At 64.2% G+C, this 16,570-nt stretch carries 5 protein-coding genes; 2 read left to right on the top strand and 3 right to left on the bottom strand.

The window, feature by feature from the left end; genetic code table 11:
• Window positions 1-34: 34 nt before the first annotated feature.
• Window positions 35-874, bottom strand: a complete 840-nt coding sequence (locus tag FHS03_RS19835) for a formyltransferase family protein (protein ID WP_183442671.1) — start codon at window positions 872-874, stop codon at window positions 35-37.
• A gap of 180 nt (window positions 875-1,054) precedes the next feature.
• Between FHS03_RS19835 and FHS03_RS19830 the strand changes: the two genes are divergently transcribed.
• The gene (locus FHS03_RS19830; RefSeq protein ID WP_183442670.1) at window positions 1,055-2,026 is read left to right on the top strand and encodes an alpha/beta hydrolase; all 972 of its coding nucleotides are present in this window, start codon (window positions 1,055-1,057) and stop codon (window positions 2,024-2,026) included.
• A complete protein-coding gene (locus FHS03_RS19825) occupies window positions 2,019-2,762 on the top strand; it encodes a GNAT family N-acetyltransferase (protein ID WP_229426303.1) in 744 nt (247 codons plus the stop codon). The genes FHS03_RS19830 and FHS03_RS19825 overlap by 8 nt, the downstream gene beginning before the upstream one ends.
• A gap of 52 nt (window positions 2,763-2,814) precedes the next feature.
• On the opposite strand, the gene FHS03_RS19820 is transcribed toward FHS03_RS19825, so the two are convergent.
• Both FHS03_RS19820 and FHS03_RS19815 read right to left on the bottom strand, forming a co-directional pair.
• Window positions 2,815-13,254 carry a non-ribosomal peptide synthetase gene (locus FHS03_RS19820; protein ID WP_183442669.1) on the bottom strand — a complete coding sequence of 3,480 codons (10,440 nt, stop codon included), beginning with the start codon at window positions 13,252-13,254 and terminating at the stop codon, window positions 2,815-2,817.
• A complete protein-coding gene (locus FHS03_RS19815) occupies window positions 13,254-16,565 on the bottom strand; it encodes a non-ribosomal peptide synthetase (protein WP_183442668.1) in 3,312 nt (1,103 codons plus the stop codon). The genes FHS03_RS19820 and FHS03_RS19815 overlap by 1 nt, the downstream gene beginning before the upstream one ends.
• Window positions 16,566-16,570 lie beyond the last annotated feature (5 nt).

The raw sequence follows: 16,570 nt of genomic DNA, 5'->3' as shown, positions 1-16,570 counted from the left end.
CGGCCCGGCCCCGTTTTCCGCATCCGGGCTTGGATCAGGCAGCCTTGCGCAGGCGGCCGGCCATCAGCGTCAGCCCCTGGTAGAGCGCCGGGAACAGGCTGTAATTGAAGTTATTCCAGCGCAGCTCCAGAATCGTATCTTCCGGGTCGATCTCGGTCTTCAGCACATCCACAATCACCTCGCCCGAATCGATGCCGTTGTCGACATAGTGGAAGGAGGCGCCCGTCATCCGCAGCGGCTCCACCGCTACGGTCTCGCGGGTATTCCAGTCCACGACCTTTTCGCCGCGCGCGCCATACAAGGCGTCCAGCGTGGCCCATGCGCCGCGCCGCTCATAGGGCGACTCCAGACGCGTGATGCCTGGATGGATATTCACGATGCGGCGGTGATAGGCCGCGCCGGGACGTACCAGCTCGTCCAGGATGACCAGCAGGCCATCGAGTACCACCAGATCGGCATCCAGCTCATTCAGCCGGGCCAGCAGGCGGGCTTCGAAATCGCGCTTGCCCGCCACATGCTCCGGCGAACCCTTGGCATGGATGCGGTAAGTGGAGGGAATCGGCTGCAGCAGGCTGTCCAGCGGACGCCCTTGCACGGCCAGGCCTTCCGGATAGATCCACTTTTTCCCCGCTTCGCGGCGGAAACCGTAGTCGGCCAGTTTTTCGCGGTCGCGCGGCGAGCTCTCGTCATCGTCATAGATGACGGCCTCCAGGCTATAGGCTTGGCCCAGACTGGTCTCGTTGAGCGCCTCGGTCAGATATTCCAGCGGCGACTTCATATAGCGCTGCTGTTCCTTATACTCGATGTACTGCCCCGCCTGATCGGCGGTGGCGTTCCTCAACGAGCAGATATAGACGATTTTTGCCTTCGACATAGAATGGATGCGATCAGAAATTGGTTATTCGGGCCGGACAGGCTTTTCCGCCCGCTGGCAATGCGAACGTCCAACGGACAGCCGGACTTAATCTCCATGACGAGCGAGCGCGCAAAAAAGTTAGTTAAACAAAGCGCGCGGCGGATCGTCAAGAAGACACCGTCATCATTTTTGTTCGCCATGCCGCTCAATCCCGATCTCGAGTCTTTCCTGGAGCTGGTGCAGCTCGGCGACAGCCAGCCCATGCATCTGCAAACGCCGGCTGCCGCCCGTGCCAGCTACGACGCCGCCACGCCCATGATCGATAGGCCCGGCGCCGAATCGGTCGCCACCCAGGATCTTTCCCTATCCGGCCCCGGCGGCCGCCAGATCGGCGCCCGCCTGTATTCGCCGCCCGCCACGGACGCCCTGCCGTGCCTGCTGTTCTTCCACGGCGGCGGCTTTTGCATAGGCGGCCTGGATTCCCACGATGCGCTTTGCCGCGACCTGGCCGAGCGCACGCCATGCAAGGTGCTGGCCGTTGACTACCGTCTGGCGCCGGAACACAAATTCCCGGGCGCCTTCGATGATGCGCGCGAGGCCTGGAACTGGCTGCGCGGCCATGCGGCGGACCATGGCATCGACAGCCGGCGCCTGGCTGTTGGCGGCGACAGCGCCGGCGGCACGCTGGCGGCCGCGCTGTGCATCGCCCTGCGCCAGTCCGGCGAGCAGCAGCCCGCGCTGCAGGTGCTGATCTATCCCTGCACCAGCAGCCAGCAAAACAGCCAATCCCACCAGCGTCACGGCAGCGGCTATCTGCTGGAAGCGGCGACCTTGCAATGGATGTTCGCCAACTACCTGAATCACCAGGATGAGCGCAACGACTGGCGCTTTGCGCCGCTGGCGGCATCCGACGTCTCCGGTCTGGCCCCGGCGCATATCGTCCTGGCCGAATACGATCCGCTGCTGGATGAGGGCGTGGCGTATGCCGCCAAGCTGCGCGATGCCGGCGTGGCGACCACCCTGAAAATTTATCCCGGCATGGTGCATGACTTTGCCCGACTGGGAAATATCGTGGACGATGCCGAGACCCTGCGCGACGATCTGGCGCGCATTCTTTCCGGCGTCTTTGCCGGCGCGGCCTTTCTTGTAGGCGAAACAGCCGATGATTGACAGCCAAAACCTGGCCCGCGTGGAGGACTGCGCCGCGCCGCTGCTGAACAAGCACAATGCGCAGGAACGTTCCTTATGGCTGCCGCAGGCGCAACTGGTGCTGCCTCTGAGCTATCGCATCAGCGCCGGACATAATCATCCCCTACGTCCGCCGCAGCCGGCCGGCGTGGTGTACCGCCGCTATATTCCCTGGCTGGAGCGGACGCTGAGTTTCCGCGTGGCCGACGCTGAAACCGACCTGCCCCATTTCCACCGCTGGATGAACGACCCGCATGTGGCCGAATTCTGGGAGGAGGAAGGCGATATGGATTACCACCGCGCCTATCTCAGCCGGCTCGGCGCCGATCCGCACAGCATCCCGCTGATCGCCTGCCTGGACCAGCGCCCCATCGGCTATTTCGAGGTCTATTGGGCCAAGGAAGACCGCATCTCCCCCTTTTGCGAAGCGGCGGACTTCGACCGCGGCTGGCATGTGCTGATCGGCGAGGCCGATTGCCGGGGCAAGGCCTTTGTATCGGCTTGGCTGCCTTCGATCTCCCACTACCTCTTCCTGGATGACAGCCGCACGCGCCGGCTTGTCATCGAACCGCGCTCGGACAACCAGCGCATGCGCCGCAACCTGCAGCGCTCCGGCTACGACCTGCTGCACGAATTCGACTTTCCGCATAAACGCGCCGTGCTGGGCGTGCTGCCTCGGCAGCGCTTCTTCGAAGAGCAGTTCTGGGCGCCGCAATAAACCAGGCGCCCTAAGAAAAAAACCCCAGACCTTGATCTGGGGTTTCTTTTCTCTAGCCCTGCAACACTCCTTCTCCCAAGCGCACCGCCTGCTCCAGCCATTGCTCGCTGCGTGTGATGGTGTAATGCCCCGCCGCGATGTCACTGGACGTCCCTGGCGCGCCGGTCTGGCGCAGCAGTTCCGCCTTCTGATCGGCATCCCGGCCCTCGGCCCACCAGTAATGCGGCAGGCAAGCCAGCTTGCGCAGCGGCCCGGCTTCGATCGACAGCGCTTTCAGGTGGCGCGCCACTTCGAATCCACGCAGCAGTTCGGCCGCCCCCATTGCGCCATAGACGCTGGGGTTGCCAGCCAAAGCCTGCGCCAGCAGCGCCTCCAGCTCGGGGCCTGGAGCCGGCGGCAAGGCATCCAGCGTCACGCCCGGCAGCACCTGGGACAGGAAATCGCTGAAATCCTGCTGCCACGGCGGCATTGCCGCCTGCTCGGTGCCGGGGATGAAGGGATCGACCAGACCGGCAAAACTGACTGACTGCCCGTCCGCTTCCAGCAGCGCCGCCACCATTGCCGCCAGCGTGCCGCCGAGCGACCACCCCAGCAGGCGGTAGGGTCCCGCAGCCTGCGTCTGGCGAATCATGCTGGCATAGTCGCGCGCCATCTGCTCCAGCGAGGCATCCACATGGGTGCTGTCAGCCAGCATGCGACAGGCGATGCCGTAGACAGTGGCCACGCCATCCAGTTTCCTGGCCAGCGGCTGGTAATCGAAAATGGTGCCGAATCCCGCGTGCAGGCAGAATAGCGGCTCGCTGCCTTCGCGGTTCAGAAGCGTGACGCCGGATTGCGCCGCCTGCTCTTCCGCTTCCAGGCCAAGCAGTTTGGCAATGGTCGGCTTTTGCGTCAAATCACGCAGCTTGAAGTTAAAGCGCGCATCTTTCAGGGCGCGCATACGCGAAATCAGCTTCAGGCAAAGCAGCGAATCGCCGCCCAGTTCGAAGAAATTGTCGGTTTCGCCCACCGTCTCGATGCCCAGCACTTCCTGCCACAAGCCTGCCATGAGCTGTGCTTCTGGCGTGGATGGCGCGCGGTACTGCCGCGCGCTTTCAGCCTGGATCGGCGGCAGGGAATGCCGATCCAGCTTGCCGGTCGGCAGACGCGGAAGTTTCGGCAACACCGCGTAGGCGGACGGCTGCATGAAGTCCGGTAGCGTATCGGCTACCGCCATGCGCGCCATCTGCATCACCTCCTGGGCTGGCGCATCGCTGGCAAGGTAGGCCTGCAGGCTGGCGCCACCGTCGCCGGCTGCGGCCAGCACGGCAACGTCGCTAACGCCCGCCACCTTGCGCAACTGCGCCTCGATCTCGCCCAATTCAATGCGGAAGCCGCGGATCTTGACCTGATGGTCGGCGCGGCCGATGTATTCGGCATTGCCATCGTCCAGCCAGCGCACCAGATCACCGGTGCGGTACAGGCGTCCACCGTTGACGCTGAATGGGTCGGCCACAAAACGCTCCGCCGTCAAATCGCTGCGACCGATATAGCCGCGCGCCAGGCCGTAGCCGCCGATATACAGTTCCCCCACCGCGCCGTGCGGCACCAATTGCATATCGGCGTCCAGCACATAGGCGGTACGCTCGCCCACCGGACGGCCGATCGGCGCATAGGCGCAGGCAAAGCTGTCGCCGCCGCGCGCTTGCCAAATCAGCGGCGTGACCACGGTTTCGGTGGGGCCGTAGCCGTTGATCAAGCGCTGCGGCCGCAAATGGCGGCGTACCTGTTCAAATCCCGCCTTGGGCATGGCTTCGCCGCCAAAAACATACAACTCCACCGGCGGCGGATTGCCCGCGATGCCGGCCCAATCGGCCAATTGGCTCAAATACGCCGGTGGGAAGGCAACGGTGGACACGCCATAGCGGTGCAGCGCATCGCTGGCCTGTTCCGCCGTCCAGACCTCCGGATCGCGGATGGCGACCGACGCTCCTGCTGTCAGGGCGCTGATCCAGCGTTCGTGCGCGCCGTCAAAGGAGAAGGACATGAACAGCAGCTCGCAAGAATCGGGCTGCGTGGCGTATATCTCGTTGGTCGCCGCGCAATGCATGGCCAGCGGACCATGCGCGACAGCCACGCCCTTCGGCTGGCCGGTCGATCCCGAGGTGTAGATCACATACGCCAGTTGGTGCTCGCCGAGGGCAACGCCGGGGTTGGCCGCATTCCCGCCTTCGAGCTGCAATTGCTCCAGCCAGACCGTTGGGCAAGGCAGATTATGCTGGTACGCGCCGCTGCCGATCAGCAGCGCCGGCGCGCAATCGCCGATGATGTAGCGCAGGCGCTCCAGCGGATACTCCGCATCCAGCGGCACATAACCGGCGCCGGCCTTCAGAATCGCCAGCAACGTCACGATCATATCCGTGGAGCGCGGCAGCAGCACCGCCACGCGGTCTTCCGGCTTCACTCCCTGCCCCAGCAGCCAGTGCGCCAGGCGGTTGGCACGCGCATTCAGCTCGGCAAAACTGACGGTTTGATCGCCCATGCGCAGCGCTACCGCATCCGGACGCAGGCGCGCATGCTGCTCGATCTGCTGATGCACCCAGGCCGGGCGCTGGCTGAAGCCGGTCCGGCCCAACGCCAGAACCGCTTCGGCCGCCGGCGCCTTGAGCCGTTTCAGCTCGCCCATCGGCAGCTCCGGCGCGCCGCTCATGGCCTGCAACAGCTCGTCCATTTCCGCGCGCAGGGCCAGTACCTCGTCCTCGCCAAAGCTGGCGCGCGCGTAGCAGAATTCGATTTCCAGCGCGCCTTCCAGCGTGACCTGCAAGTCCATGGCGTAGCCGGTCAGGCCTTCGCTGCCCACATCGCCAAAGCTCAGGCCATGCGCCAGCGGCTCGCTCAAGGCCTTGTGCATCGGATAGTTCTCGAACACGATGATGCTGTCGAACAGCGCCTGGCCGCCGCTGCCGCCCCAGCGCTGGATCTGCGCCAACGGCGTATGCTCGTATTGGCGCGCATCCAGGTTGGCCGCCTGCAGGCGGCGCAGGAACTCGCCCACTGGCAGTTGCGGCTGACGCGCGGCCAATACCGGAATGGTGTTAATGAACAGGCCGACCATTTCCTCCGCGCCGGCCAGGTCGGCCGGACGTCCGGCCACCGTCGCACCGAAGCAAACGGTGTCTTTCCCCAGATGGCGCTGCAGCAGGGTTGCCCATGCCGCCTGCACCACCGTATTCACCGTCACATGCTGGGTTCTGGCGTTGTCGGACAGGACACGGGTCTGCGCCGCGTCCCAGCGCAGATAGATTTTTCCGTAGCCGGTCTCCTCGCGACGGCGGCTCGCCAGCAGGCTTGGGCCGTCCAGGTGCTGCAACTGGCCGCGCCAATATTCCTCCGCAGCCTCACCGGGCTGACGCTTGAGCCAGCGGATATAGTCGCCGTAATGTGCCTGCACCGGCTCCAACGTCCGGCCGCCATAGGTTTGCAGCAGCTCGCCGAGCAGGCGTGACTGGCTCCAGCCATCCAGCAGAATATGGTGCATGCTTAAGAGCAGGCGGTGCTCGTTCTCACCCACGCGCAGCAGGAACAGGCGGGCCAGCGCGGGGCGCGAGAAATCGGTGATGCGCAACAGTTCGGCCGAGCGCAGTTCGCTCAGGCTTGCCGCAATATCGCCGTGGCCGCGCCAGTCCAGTGTTTCGACAAAGGCATCCGCTTCGCGCCAGACCATTTGCAAAGCCATGTCGGCGCCGGCCTGCCATACGAAACCGGTACGCAATACCGCGTGGCGTCGCACCATCACATGCCAAGCCTGCGCCAGGCGCGCCGCATTCAAGCCGGTCACCGCTACGCTGAGCTGATTCATATACAGGCCGCTGCCCGCCGCCTCCAGCGACAGGAACAGCATGCCTTCCTGCAGCGGCGACAAGGGATACACATCCTCGATGTCGGCCTGGTCGACAGGCAGAGCTGACAGCGCCGGACCGCTCAGATAATCGCTTAAGCGGCCACGCGCCTGCTGCGGCGCGGCTTGCGCCACGGCTTCCAGCGGGCGCAGCGCGCATCCCAGATCGGCAATCGTTGGACGCTCGAACATCAGCTTGGGATTCAAGTCCCAACCCGCGCGCCGCGCACGCGCAACAATTTGCAGGCTCAGGATCGAATCGCCGCCCAGCTCAAAGAAATTGTCCTGCCGTCCCACACGTACCTGACCCAGCACATCGGACCAGATGGCGGCCAATGTCTCTTCCAGTTCGCCTTGCGGCGCTTCATAGCTGCGGGCCGCCAGTTCCGGCTCCGGCAGCGCCTTGCGGTCCACCTTGCCGTTGGCATTCAGCGGCAGGCTTGGCATGACCATGATCGCACCCGGCACCATATGCTCGGGCAGCGTGCGGCGCAGGCGTTCGCGCAGCAACGCCACGTCAACGCCCTGCCCCTCATGTGCGGACAGATAGGCCACCAGCAGCGTGCCGCCTGGTCCCTGCTTGGCGACTACCACCACCTCCCGCACCTCGGGCTGGGCCAGCAGCTGCGCCTCGACCTCGCCCAGCTCGACGCGGAAGCCGCGGATTTTCACCTGGTGGTCGATCCGGCCCAGATATTCGAGCTGGCCTTCCTCGTTCCAGCGCACCAGATCCCCGGTGCGGTACAGGCGGCCGCCGCGCGGATCGAAAGGATCGGCCACAAAGCGTTCCGCGCTTAGGCCCGGGCGGCCAAGATAGCCGCGTCCCAGGCTTACGCCACCCAGATACAGTTCGCCCGCCACCCCGGCCGGCGTCAGGCTCAGGCCCGCATCCAGCACATAGGCGCTGGTATCGCTGATCGGGCGGCCGATTGGCACTTGGCTCTGCCCATCGTCGCGGCAGGCCCAATTGGTGACGTGGATGGCGGTTTCCGTCGGGCCGTAGAGATTGTGCAGACGCGCCTGGCGCAGGCGCTGGAAAGTCTCCTTCTGCGTTTCCGCCGGCATGGCTTCGCCGCCGCAGATGATGTGCTTCAGGCGCGTGCTGGCCTCGATGCCCTCATGCGCCAGGAAGGCCTGCAGCATCGCGGGCACAAAGTTCACGGTCGTGATTTGATGTTGCTGTATCAGTGCGACCAGTCGAGCCGGGTCGCGCTGGTCGCCCGGCAAAGCCAGAGCCAGGCGCGCGCCCGAGGTCAAAGGCCAGAACAGCTCCCAGACCGATACGTCGAAGCCGAACGGCGCCTTGTGCAGCACCGTATCATCCGCATTCAAATGATAGGTATCCTGCATCCACAGCATGCAGCTTGCCACCGCATAGTGCCGGTTGGCCGCGCCCTTGGGCATGCCGGTCGAACCGGAGGTGTAGATCACATATGCCAGATTTTCGCCGTGGACGGGGATATCCGGATTCACCACGCTCTCGGCGCTCAGATCGATCTGGTCGAGCAGCAGCACGCGCTCCGGTGAGAGTCCCGGAGCGATGCCCTGCAGGGCGGTGTGGCTTAACAAAAGGCCGATTGCGCTGTCTTCGGCCATATACTGCAGGCGGTCAGGCGGATACTCGGGGTCCAGCGGCACATAGGCCGCGCCGGTTTTCAGAATCGCCAGCAAGGCGGCCACCATATCGATGGAACGCTCGATGCAGACGCCGATCTTGTCCTCCGGCCTGACGCCCAGGGCCAGCAAGCGATGTGCCAGACGGTTGGCCTTGGCGTTCAACTCAGCATAACTCAAGACCTGCTCGCCGAACAGCAAGGCCTGGGCATGCGGCTGCAAGGCCGCCTGACGCTCAAACAACCGATGCAGCGGCGCGGCGTCGGCATGACGGCGGCGATTCACGCTCCATTGACGCAGCAGCGCCATTTCCATCCCGCTCATCACTGGCAGCTCGCATGCCAGCGTGGCAGGCTGCAAGGCCAGCGCGTCCACCAGGGCGGCAGAAGTCTCCTGCATCATTTCGCATAGACGCAATGCGCCAATGGCTGGCGGCACCTGGGCCACCAGCGCGAGGTCACCGTCCATATCGTCCACCGACATGGAAAGCGGATAATTGCTGCGCTCCTCGCCGCCCAGCAGTTCCACGCCCTGCCACATGCCCGCATCATTGGACGGCTTGCTGCCGTAGCGGTAATTCAAGAGAGCCGAGAACAGCGGCGTGCCGCCCGGCAGACCGCTGCAGCGCTGCGCCAGCGACAGGCTGGCATGCTCGTGCTGCAGCAATCCGGTCAGCGCGGCCTGGGTCTGGCGCAGGCATTGCACCACATCTTGGGTTCCCAAACGGATGCGCAGCGGCAGGGTGTTGATAAACAGGCCAAGCGCGCGGCTCACGTCCTCGCCGCCCTGCATACGGCCAAACAGCACAGTGCCGAAGACCACATCATCCTTGCCGGAAGCCTTCGCCAGCACCACGGCCCAGGCCAGGTGGAAGAGCGTCGCCGCGCTCACGCCATGGCCCTGCGCCGCCTGGCGCAAGCGGGCGGACAGGGACGGCGCTAATTCCAGCCTGGCTTGTTCGACCGCGCTGCCATTGCCTTGAACGTCGATCAGGTTGAACGGCGCCGTCGGTTCTTCGACATCGCCCAGCATCTGGCGGAAGAAAGCCTCCTGCTCTTCCTGGCTGACGCCGAAACGCGCCTGTGCCACAAAATCGCGGAACGGCACAGCGGGCGGCAATACCCTGTCCTGCTGGATCAAGCCGATTTCCTCAACCAGCAGCTCCAGCGTGGTGTGATCCACTACCAAGTGATGGCTAGGCAGTTGCAGCAGATAGCGTCCGCTTGCTTGGTCGCGCGCGGCCAACGCCCGTATCATCGGTGCCTGTCGCACATCGATGCGGTAGCGGGCAGGATTGACGGCGGCGGTCAGCACGGCGGCAGCGTCGTCGGTCCCGGCATCCAGCCACTGCGTTTGCAGGCGCGCCTCGCGCCATACGATCTGCAGCGGCTCCTTCAAGCCTTCCCACAGCACGGCTGTGCGCAGAATATCGTGGCGCGCGATAACCTGGTTCAGGCTCTCCACAAATCGCGATAGACGCTGCTCGCTGTCGAAACTGAGCATCTGCGGCGTAACATAGGCATCGCCCTCGCTTTGCAGCACATGGTGGAAGAGTATGCCTTCCTGCAGCGGGGCAAGCGGGTAAATATCCTGGATATTGGCAGCGCCGCCGGGAACCGCCGATTCGATGATGGCGATATGCTCGGCATTGAGGGTAGCCAGCGTCACCATCTCCGGCGTCAACGCAATGCAGCCCTTCGGAATGCCGTTCGGCGGTACGGCCACACATCCGTATGCCGAGGCATCCTGCTCCAGCACCTTGGCAAACGCTGCCAGTTGTGGATACTGGAACAGGTTGCGCACCTGGGCTGGCAGGCCTTGGCCACGCATGCGCTCCAGCAGTTTCAAAGCCAGCAGGGAATGGCCGCCGAGTTCAAAGAAGTTATCCTGGCGGCCAATTTTTTCCACGCCCAGCAGCTCGGACCAGAGCGCCGCCAGATTCTCTTCGATCCGGCCTTGCGGCGCCTCATATGCGGCGGAGCTGAAATCCGGCTCCGGCAGCGCCTTGCGATCCACCTTGCCGTTGGCGTTGAGCGGCAGCGTCTCCAGCACCACGATGGCGCTTGGTACCATATAGTCCGGCAGCAGCTTGGCCAGACGCTCGCGTATCTGGCTTGCTTCGCAGCTCTCGCCAGCTTGCGTCGAGACATAGGCCACCAGCCGCGTCCCGGCCGCGCCTTCGCGTGCCACAACCACCGCCTCGCGCAGCTCCGGCTGCGCCAGCAATTGGGCTTCGATCTCTCCCAGCTCGATGCGCAGGCCGCGTATCTTCACCTGGTGGTCAAGACGGCCCAGGTATTCGAGTTGGCCTTCGCCGTTCCAGCGCACCAGGTCTCCGGTACGGTACAGCCATCCACCCAGCGGGTCGAAAGGATCGGCCACGAAACGTTCCGAGGTCAGGGCGGGACGCTCCAGATAGCCGCGCGCCAGGCCGATCCCGCCCAGATACAGCTCGCCCGCCACGCCGGCGGGGACCAGATTCAGCTCGCCATCCAGCACGTAGGTCTTGGTCTGGCTGATCGGCTGGCCGATCGGCACCTGGCTGCCGCCGTCGGCACGGCAGGTCCAGTGGGTGACGTCGATGGCCGCTTCGGTCGGGCCATACAGGTTGTAGAGCGCCGCCTGCGGCAGCAGCTTGAAGACACCATGCTGCGCCTCGGCAGGCAGGGCCTCGCCGCTGCAGACGATGCGCGTCAGGCTGCGGCAATCCGTCACGCCCTCATGCGCCAGGAAGGCTTGCAGCATCGACGGCACGAAATGCAGGGTGGTGACCTGATGGCGGCAAATCAGCTCGCGCAGGCGCGCCGGTTCGCGATGTTCGCCCGGCGCGGCAATCACCAGCCGCGCGCCCATCATCAGGGGCCAGAAGAATTCCCAGACCGAGACGTCGAAGCTGAACGGGGTCTTTTGCAGCACCGTATCGGCAGGCGTCAGCCCGTAAGCCTGCTGCATCCACGCCAGACGGTTGTACAGGGAACGGTGGCGGTTGGCCGCGCCTTTCGGCCTGCCGGTCGAACCGGAGGTGTAGATCACATACGCCAGATTCTCGCCATGCAGAGCCGTTGCCGGATTGTGCGCCGGCTGTTCGTCCAGGTTCAATTGGTCCACGGCCAACGCGGTCACGCCGTCGTGGCGGAACTGCGGCAGCAACTGGCTATGCGTCAGCAGCAGGCCGATACCGCTGTCTTCGACCATATAGCGCAGGCGTTCGGCCGGATATTCGGGATCGAGCGGCACGTAGGCGCCACCGGCCTTCAGGATAGCCAGCAGGCTGACCACCATCTCGAAGGAGCGCTCCAAGGCGACGCCGACCTTGTTCTCGGGCCGCACGCCAAGCTCGATCAGATGATGGGCCAGCCGGTTGGCGCGCGCATTCAGCTCGCCATAGCTCAGCGACGCATCGCCAAACAGCAGCGCGCAGGATGCCGGCTGGTTCTCGGCCTGTTTTTCGAAAAGGCGATGTACCGGCTCTTCGCCATCGTGATGTTCGTGGTTATCGCTCCATTGCTGCAACTGGGCATGCTGTTCCTCATCCAGCAGCTCGACATCGCCCAGCAATTGTTCCGGGTTGCCGCTCATGGCTTGCAGAATGGCCTGGTAATGCTGCGCGATGCGCGCAACAGTCGCCTCGTCGAATAGGTCGGCGGCATAGCTGAAGGTGGCGCTCAGCACGCCGTTTTCGTCCTCCCGCGTATCCAGCGTCAGTTCGAACTGCGCCTGCTGGCGATCCAAGGCATAATCGTTCAGTTCCAGTCCAGGCAAATGCTGCAGGGCGCGATAATCTGTGCGCTGATGATTGAACATCACCTGGAACAGCGGATTGCCGCTCAAGCTGCGCTCCGGCTGCAGCGCCTCCACCAGCTGCTCATATGGCAGATCCTGATGCTCCTGCGCGCCCAGGGCTGCGTCACGCGTCTGCGCCAGCGCCTGCGCCAGGCTGATACGGCCATGCAGCCGGTTGCGCAGCACTTGCGTATTGACGAAGAAGCCGATCACCCTCTCGCTTTCCACGCGGTGGCGGTTTGCGATCGGCACGCCGATACGGACATCGGTCTGTCCTGTATAGCGGTTCAGCAAGGACTGGAAACCGGACAGTAAAACCATGAACAGGGTTGCGCCCTGTGTTTGCGCCAGTTTCCGCAGGCTGGATGCCAGTTCGGATGGCAGTGTGGCGCTGTGGCGCGCGGCGCTATAAATGCCATCGGCACGGCGCGGCCGGTCGGCCGGCAATTGCAGAACGGCCGGCTCCTTGCCCAATTGTCCTGTCCAATAGGCGAGTTGGCGCTCCTGCTCCCCTGCCTCCATCCAGCTGCGCTGCCAAACGGCGTAGTCCGCGTACTGGATCGGCAGCTCTGACAGTTCTGCGGCGCCATCCTGCACCGCAGCGCGGTACAGCGCCGCAAATTCGTCGACGATGATTTGCATCGACCAGCCATCGGAAACGATATGGTGCATGACCACGACCAGCACATGCCGATCGATGGCGGACTTGATCAGGCCAACGCGCAACAGCGGCCCCTGGGTCAGATCAAAGGTCTGTTGGCTGATGCGCATGGCTTCCTGCCGCACGCGCGCTTCGCGCACGTCTTCGGCCAGAGCGCTCAGATCGGTCAGCTCAATATTCAGATCCAGCTTCGGCAGGATGACTTGCTCGGCCAAGCCATCGCTGCCCGGCTTGAACACCGTGCGCAGCGCTTCGTGGCGCGCCACCAGCGTAGAAAAGGCGCCATGCACAGCATCGACATTCAGCTCGCCCTTCAACGCAAGTCCGCCAGCGATATGGTAGGCCGTGCTGGATGGGTCCAGCTGCCATAGGAACCATTGACGCGCCTGGGCGTATGACAAGGCGCAGGCCTGCGCCGCCGATCCGTCGCGCTTCAGGATCGGGAACTGGCCGATGCTCATGCCATCCGCTCTCAGGCGCTGGTACACCGCACGGCGCTGCCCGGCGGACAGTTGCGCAAATTTCTCCGCAATACGGCGCGTTGCGACGTCACTCATCAAACATTCTCCAAACTATCGATAAAGGAATCCAGGTCAGCCAAGGCCTGTTCATTGGACTTTCCGCACTGAGCGCCGATATGCCGCGCCATCTCCGCAAGAACCGGATGGCGGAACACGTCCTTGACGCTCAATTCAAACTGCATATCCCGCTGAATGCGGGCCGTCAGCTGGACGGCCAGAAGCGAATGCCCTCCCAGCTGGAAGAAGTTGTCGTTGCGGCCAATGCTGTCCATCCCCAGCAATTCGGCCCACAGGGCGGCCAGGGCGGCTTCCGCCCCATCTTGCGGGGCTTCGTACTGGGATGCCTGCTGCTGCTCCGGTTCAGGCAAGGCCTTGCGGTCAATTTTCCCGTTGGCGTTGAGCGGCAGCGTCTCCAGCACCACGATGGCGCTTGGCACCATATAGTCCGGCAGCAGCTTGGCCAGACGCTCGCGTATCTGGCTTGCTTCGCAGCTCGCGCCAGCTTGCGACGAGACATAGGCCACCAGCCGCGTCCCGGCCGCGCCTTCGCGTGCCACAACCACCGCCTCGCGCAGCTCCGGCTGCGCCAGCAATTGGGCTTCGATCTCTCCCAGCTCGATGCGCAGGCCGCGTATCTTCACCTGGTGGTCAAGACGGCCCAGGTATTCGAGTTGGCCTTCGCCGTTCCAGCGCACCAGGTCTCCGGTACGGTACAGCCGTCCACCCAGCGGGTCGAAAGGATCGGCCGCGAAACGCTCCGCGGTCAGCGCGGAGCGCTCCAGATAGCCGCGCGCCAGGCCGATCCCGCCCAGATACAGCTCGCCCGCCACGCCGGCGGGGACCAGATTCAGCTCGCCATCCAGCACGTAGGTCTTGGTCTGGCTGATCGGCTGGCCGATCGGCACCTGGCTGCCGCCGTCGGCACGGCAGGTCCAGTGGGTGACGTCGATGGCCGCTTCGGTCGGGCCATACAGGTTGTAGAGCGCCGCCTGCGGCAGCAACTTGAAGACACCATGCTGCGCCTCGGCAGGCAGGGCCTCGCCGCTGCAGACGATGCGCGTCAGGCTGCGGCAATCCGTCACGCCCTCATGCGCCAGGAAGGCTTGCAGCATCGACGGCACGAAATGCAGGGTGGTGACCTGATGGCGGCAAATCAGCTCGCGCAGGCGCGCCGGTTCGCGATGTTCGCCCGGCGCGGCAATCACCAGCCGCGCACCGATCATCAGCGGCCAGAAGAATTCCCAGACCGAGACGTCGAAGCTGAACGGGGTCTTTTGCAGCACCGTATCGGCAGGCGTCAGCCGGTAAGCCTGCTGCATCCACGCCAGACGGTTGTACAGGGAACGGTGGCGGTTGGCCGCGCCTTTCGGCCTGCCGGTCGAACCGGAGGTGTAGATCACATACGCCAGATTCTCGCCATGCAGAGCCGTTGCCGGATTGTGCGCCGGCTGTTCGTCCAGGTTCAATTGGTCCACGGCCAACGCGGTCACGCCGTCGTGGCGGAACTGCGGCAGCAACTGGCTATGCGTCAGCAGCAGGCCGATACCGCTGTCTTCGACCATATAGCGCAGGCGTTCGGCCGGATATTCCGGGTCGAGCGGCACGTAGGCGCCACCGGCCTTCAGGATAGCCAGCAGGCTGACCACCATCTCGAAGGAGCGCTCCAAGGCGACGCCGACCTTGTTCTCGGGCCGCACGCCAAGCTCGATCAGATGATGGGCCAGCCGGTTGGCGCGCGCATTCAGCTCGCCATAGCTCAGCGACGCATCGCCAAACAGCAGCGCGCAGGATGCCGGCTGGTTCTCGGCCTGTTTTTCGAAAAGGCGATGCACCGGCTCTTCGCCATCGTGATGTTTGCGGTTGTTGCCCCATTGCGCCAGGCGGGCTTGCTGCGCTTCGCTCAGCAGCTCGATGTCACTCAGGGTCTGCTCCGGTTTGCCTGCCAAGGCTTGCAGCAGCACCAGATAATGTTCCGCCATGCCTTCGATATAGGCCGCATCGAACAGTTCCGGCGCGTAGCTGAAGCTGGCCATCACCTTGCCATCGGAGCTTTCGTAAGTTGTCAACGATAGCTCGCTCTGCACATTCTGCTCGTCGAAGTCGATGCGTTCCACCGCAAGACCGGGCCATTGAGCCAGGGAGCCATGATCCAGCCGCAGATGGTTGAACATCACCTGGAACAGCGGATTACCCGTCAGACTGCGCTCCACCTGCATGGCTTCGACCAGCCAATCCAGCGGCAAATCCTGGTGCGCCTGCGCGCCGAGAGCATTGTCGCGGGTCTGCTCCAGCAGCCGCTGGAGCGGCAGTTTCGCGTCCAGACGCGCCGGCAGCACCTGCGTATTCACAAAAAAACCAACCAGACCCGCCGTTTCCGCGTGATGGCGGTTGGCGACGGGGACGCCGACACGGATATCAGTCTGGCCGCTGTAGCGAAATAACAGGGCTTGAAACGCCGTAAGCAGCGCCGTGAAAAAAGTCGCTCCGTGATTTTGCCCCTGGCGCCGCAATGCAGCAACCAGCTCGAATGGCAGTTGGACAGCATGGCGTGCCGCGCCATACGCTCCCTCGGCCTGGCGCGGACGGGCCGTTTGCAGGTTCAGCGCGGGTTGCTGCTCTCCCAACAGGTTCCGCCACCAGGCCAGTTGCCGGTCGCCTTCCGCACCCGCCAGCAAATTGCGCTGCCATGCCGCGTAATCGCCGTACTCAATTGGCGGTTCAGGCAGTTGCAGCACCCTTCCCTGCACGCGGGCGGCATATCGCTGCGCCAGCTCATCCAGGATCAGCTGGGTGGAATATCCATCCGAGACAATATGATGCATGACCACCACCAGCTGGTGCTCATCCTCTCCCAGCCTGAACAAGGCCGCGCGCAACAAAGGACCGCTTGCCAGATCGAAGGGCTGTGAGCAGATGCGGCGTATTTCCTTTTCCAGCTCGCCGGCGCTCAGAGTCTGGCAAGGCAGTCCGACGGAGGGAGGCGCCTGCACCAGTTGGCGCAGGCTGCCATCCTGCTCCTGGCGGAAGATCGTACGCAGGGATGGATGGCGTGCAATCAGCGCCTCCAGACTGGCGCGCAATGCCTCGGCGTCCAGGCGGCCGCTTAAGCGCAAGCCGCCGCTCAGATGGTAGGCCGCGCTGTCTGGATCGAGCTGCCACAAAAACCACTGGCGCTGCTGGGAAAAGGAGAGTTCGGCCGCACCGCCTGAAGCGCGGCGCGATATGGTTTGCGCCGATGCGGCGCCGGCGGCGGGTTTGCCCGCGCCACTCAGGCGCTCCTGGAGTTTCGCCAGTTGCGCGGGGCTGAGCCGCGCGCGCAGCGCGGCCAGGGTGTTCATATCGGACATGGAGG

This window comes from Pseudoduganella violacea, from assembly GCF_014191875.1.
Classification (GTDB): Bacteria; Pseudomonadota; Gammaproteobacteria; order Burkholderiales; family Burkholderiaceae_D; genus Rugamonas; species Rugamonas violacea_A.
Note: the sequence above shows the minus strand (reverse complement) of the source record. Positions and strands in the feature narration are given on the sequence as shown.

What these genes read in the sequence shown, in the direction of transcription:
- FHS03_RS19835 (WP_183442671.1), bottom strand. Translation starts at nt 874, where the DNA reads ATGTCGAAGGCAAAAATCGTCTATATCTGCTCGTTGAGGAACGCCACC.
- FHS03_RS19830 (WP_183442670.1), top strand. Translation starts at nt 1,055, where the DNA reads ATGCCGCTCAATCCCGATCTCGAGTCTTTCCTGGAGCTGGTGCAGCTC.
- FHS03_RS19825 (WP_229426303.1), top strand. Translation starts at nt 2,019, where the DNA reads ATGATTGACAGCCAAAACCTGGCCCGCGTGGAGGACTGCGCCGCGCCG.
- FHS03_RS19820 (WP_183442669.1), bottom strand. Translation starts at nt 13,254, where the DNA reads ATGAGTGACGTCGCAACGCGCCGTATTGCGGAGAAATTTGCGCAACTG.
- FHS03_RS19815 (WP_183442668.1), bottom strand. Translation starts at nt 16,565, where the DNA reads ATGTCCGATATGAACACCCTGGCCGCGCTGCGCGCGCGGCTCAGCCCC.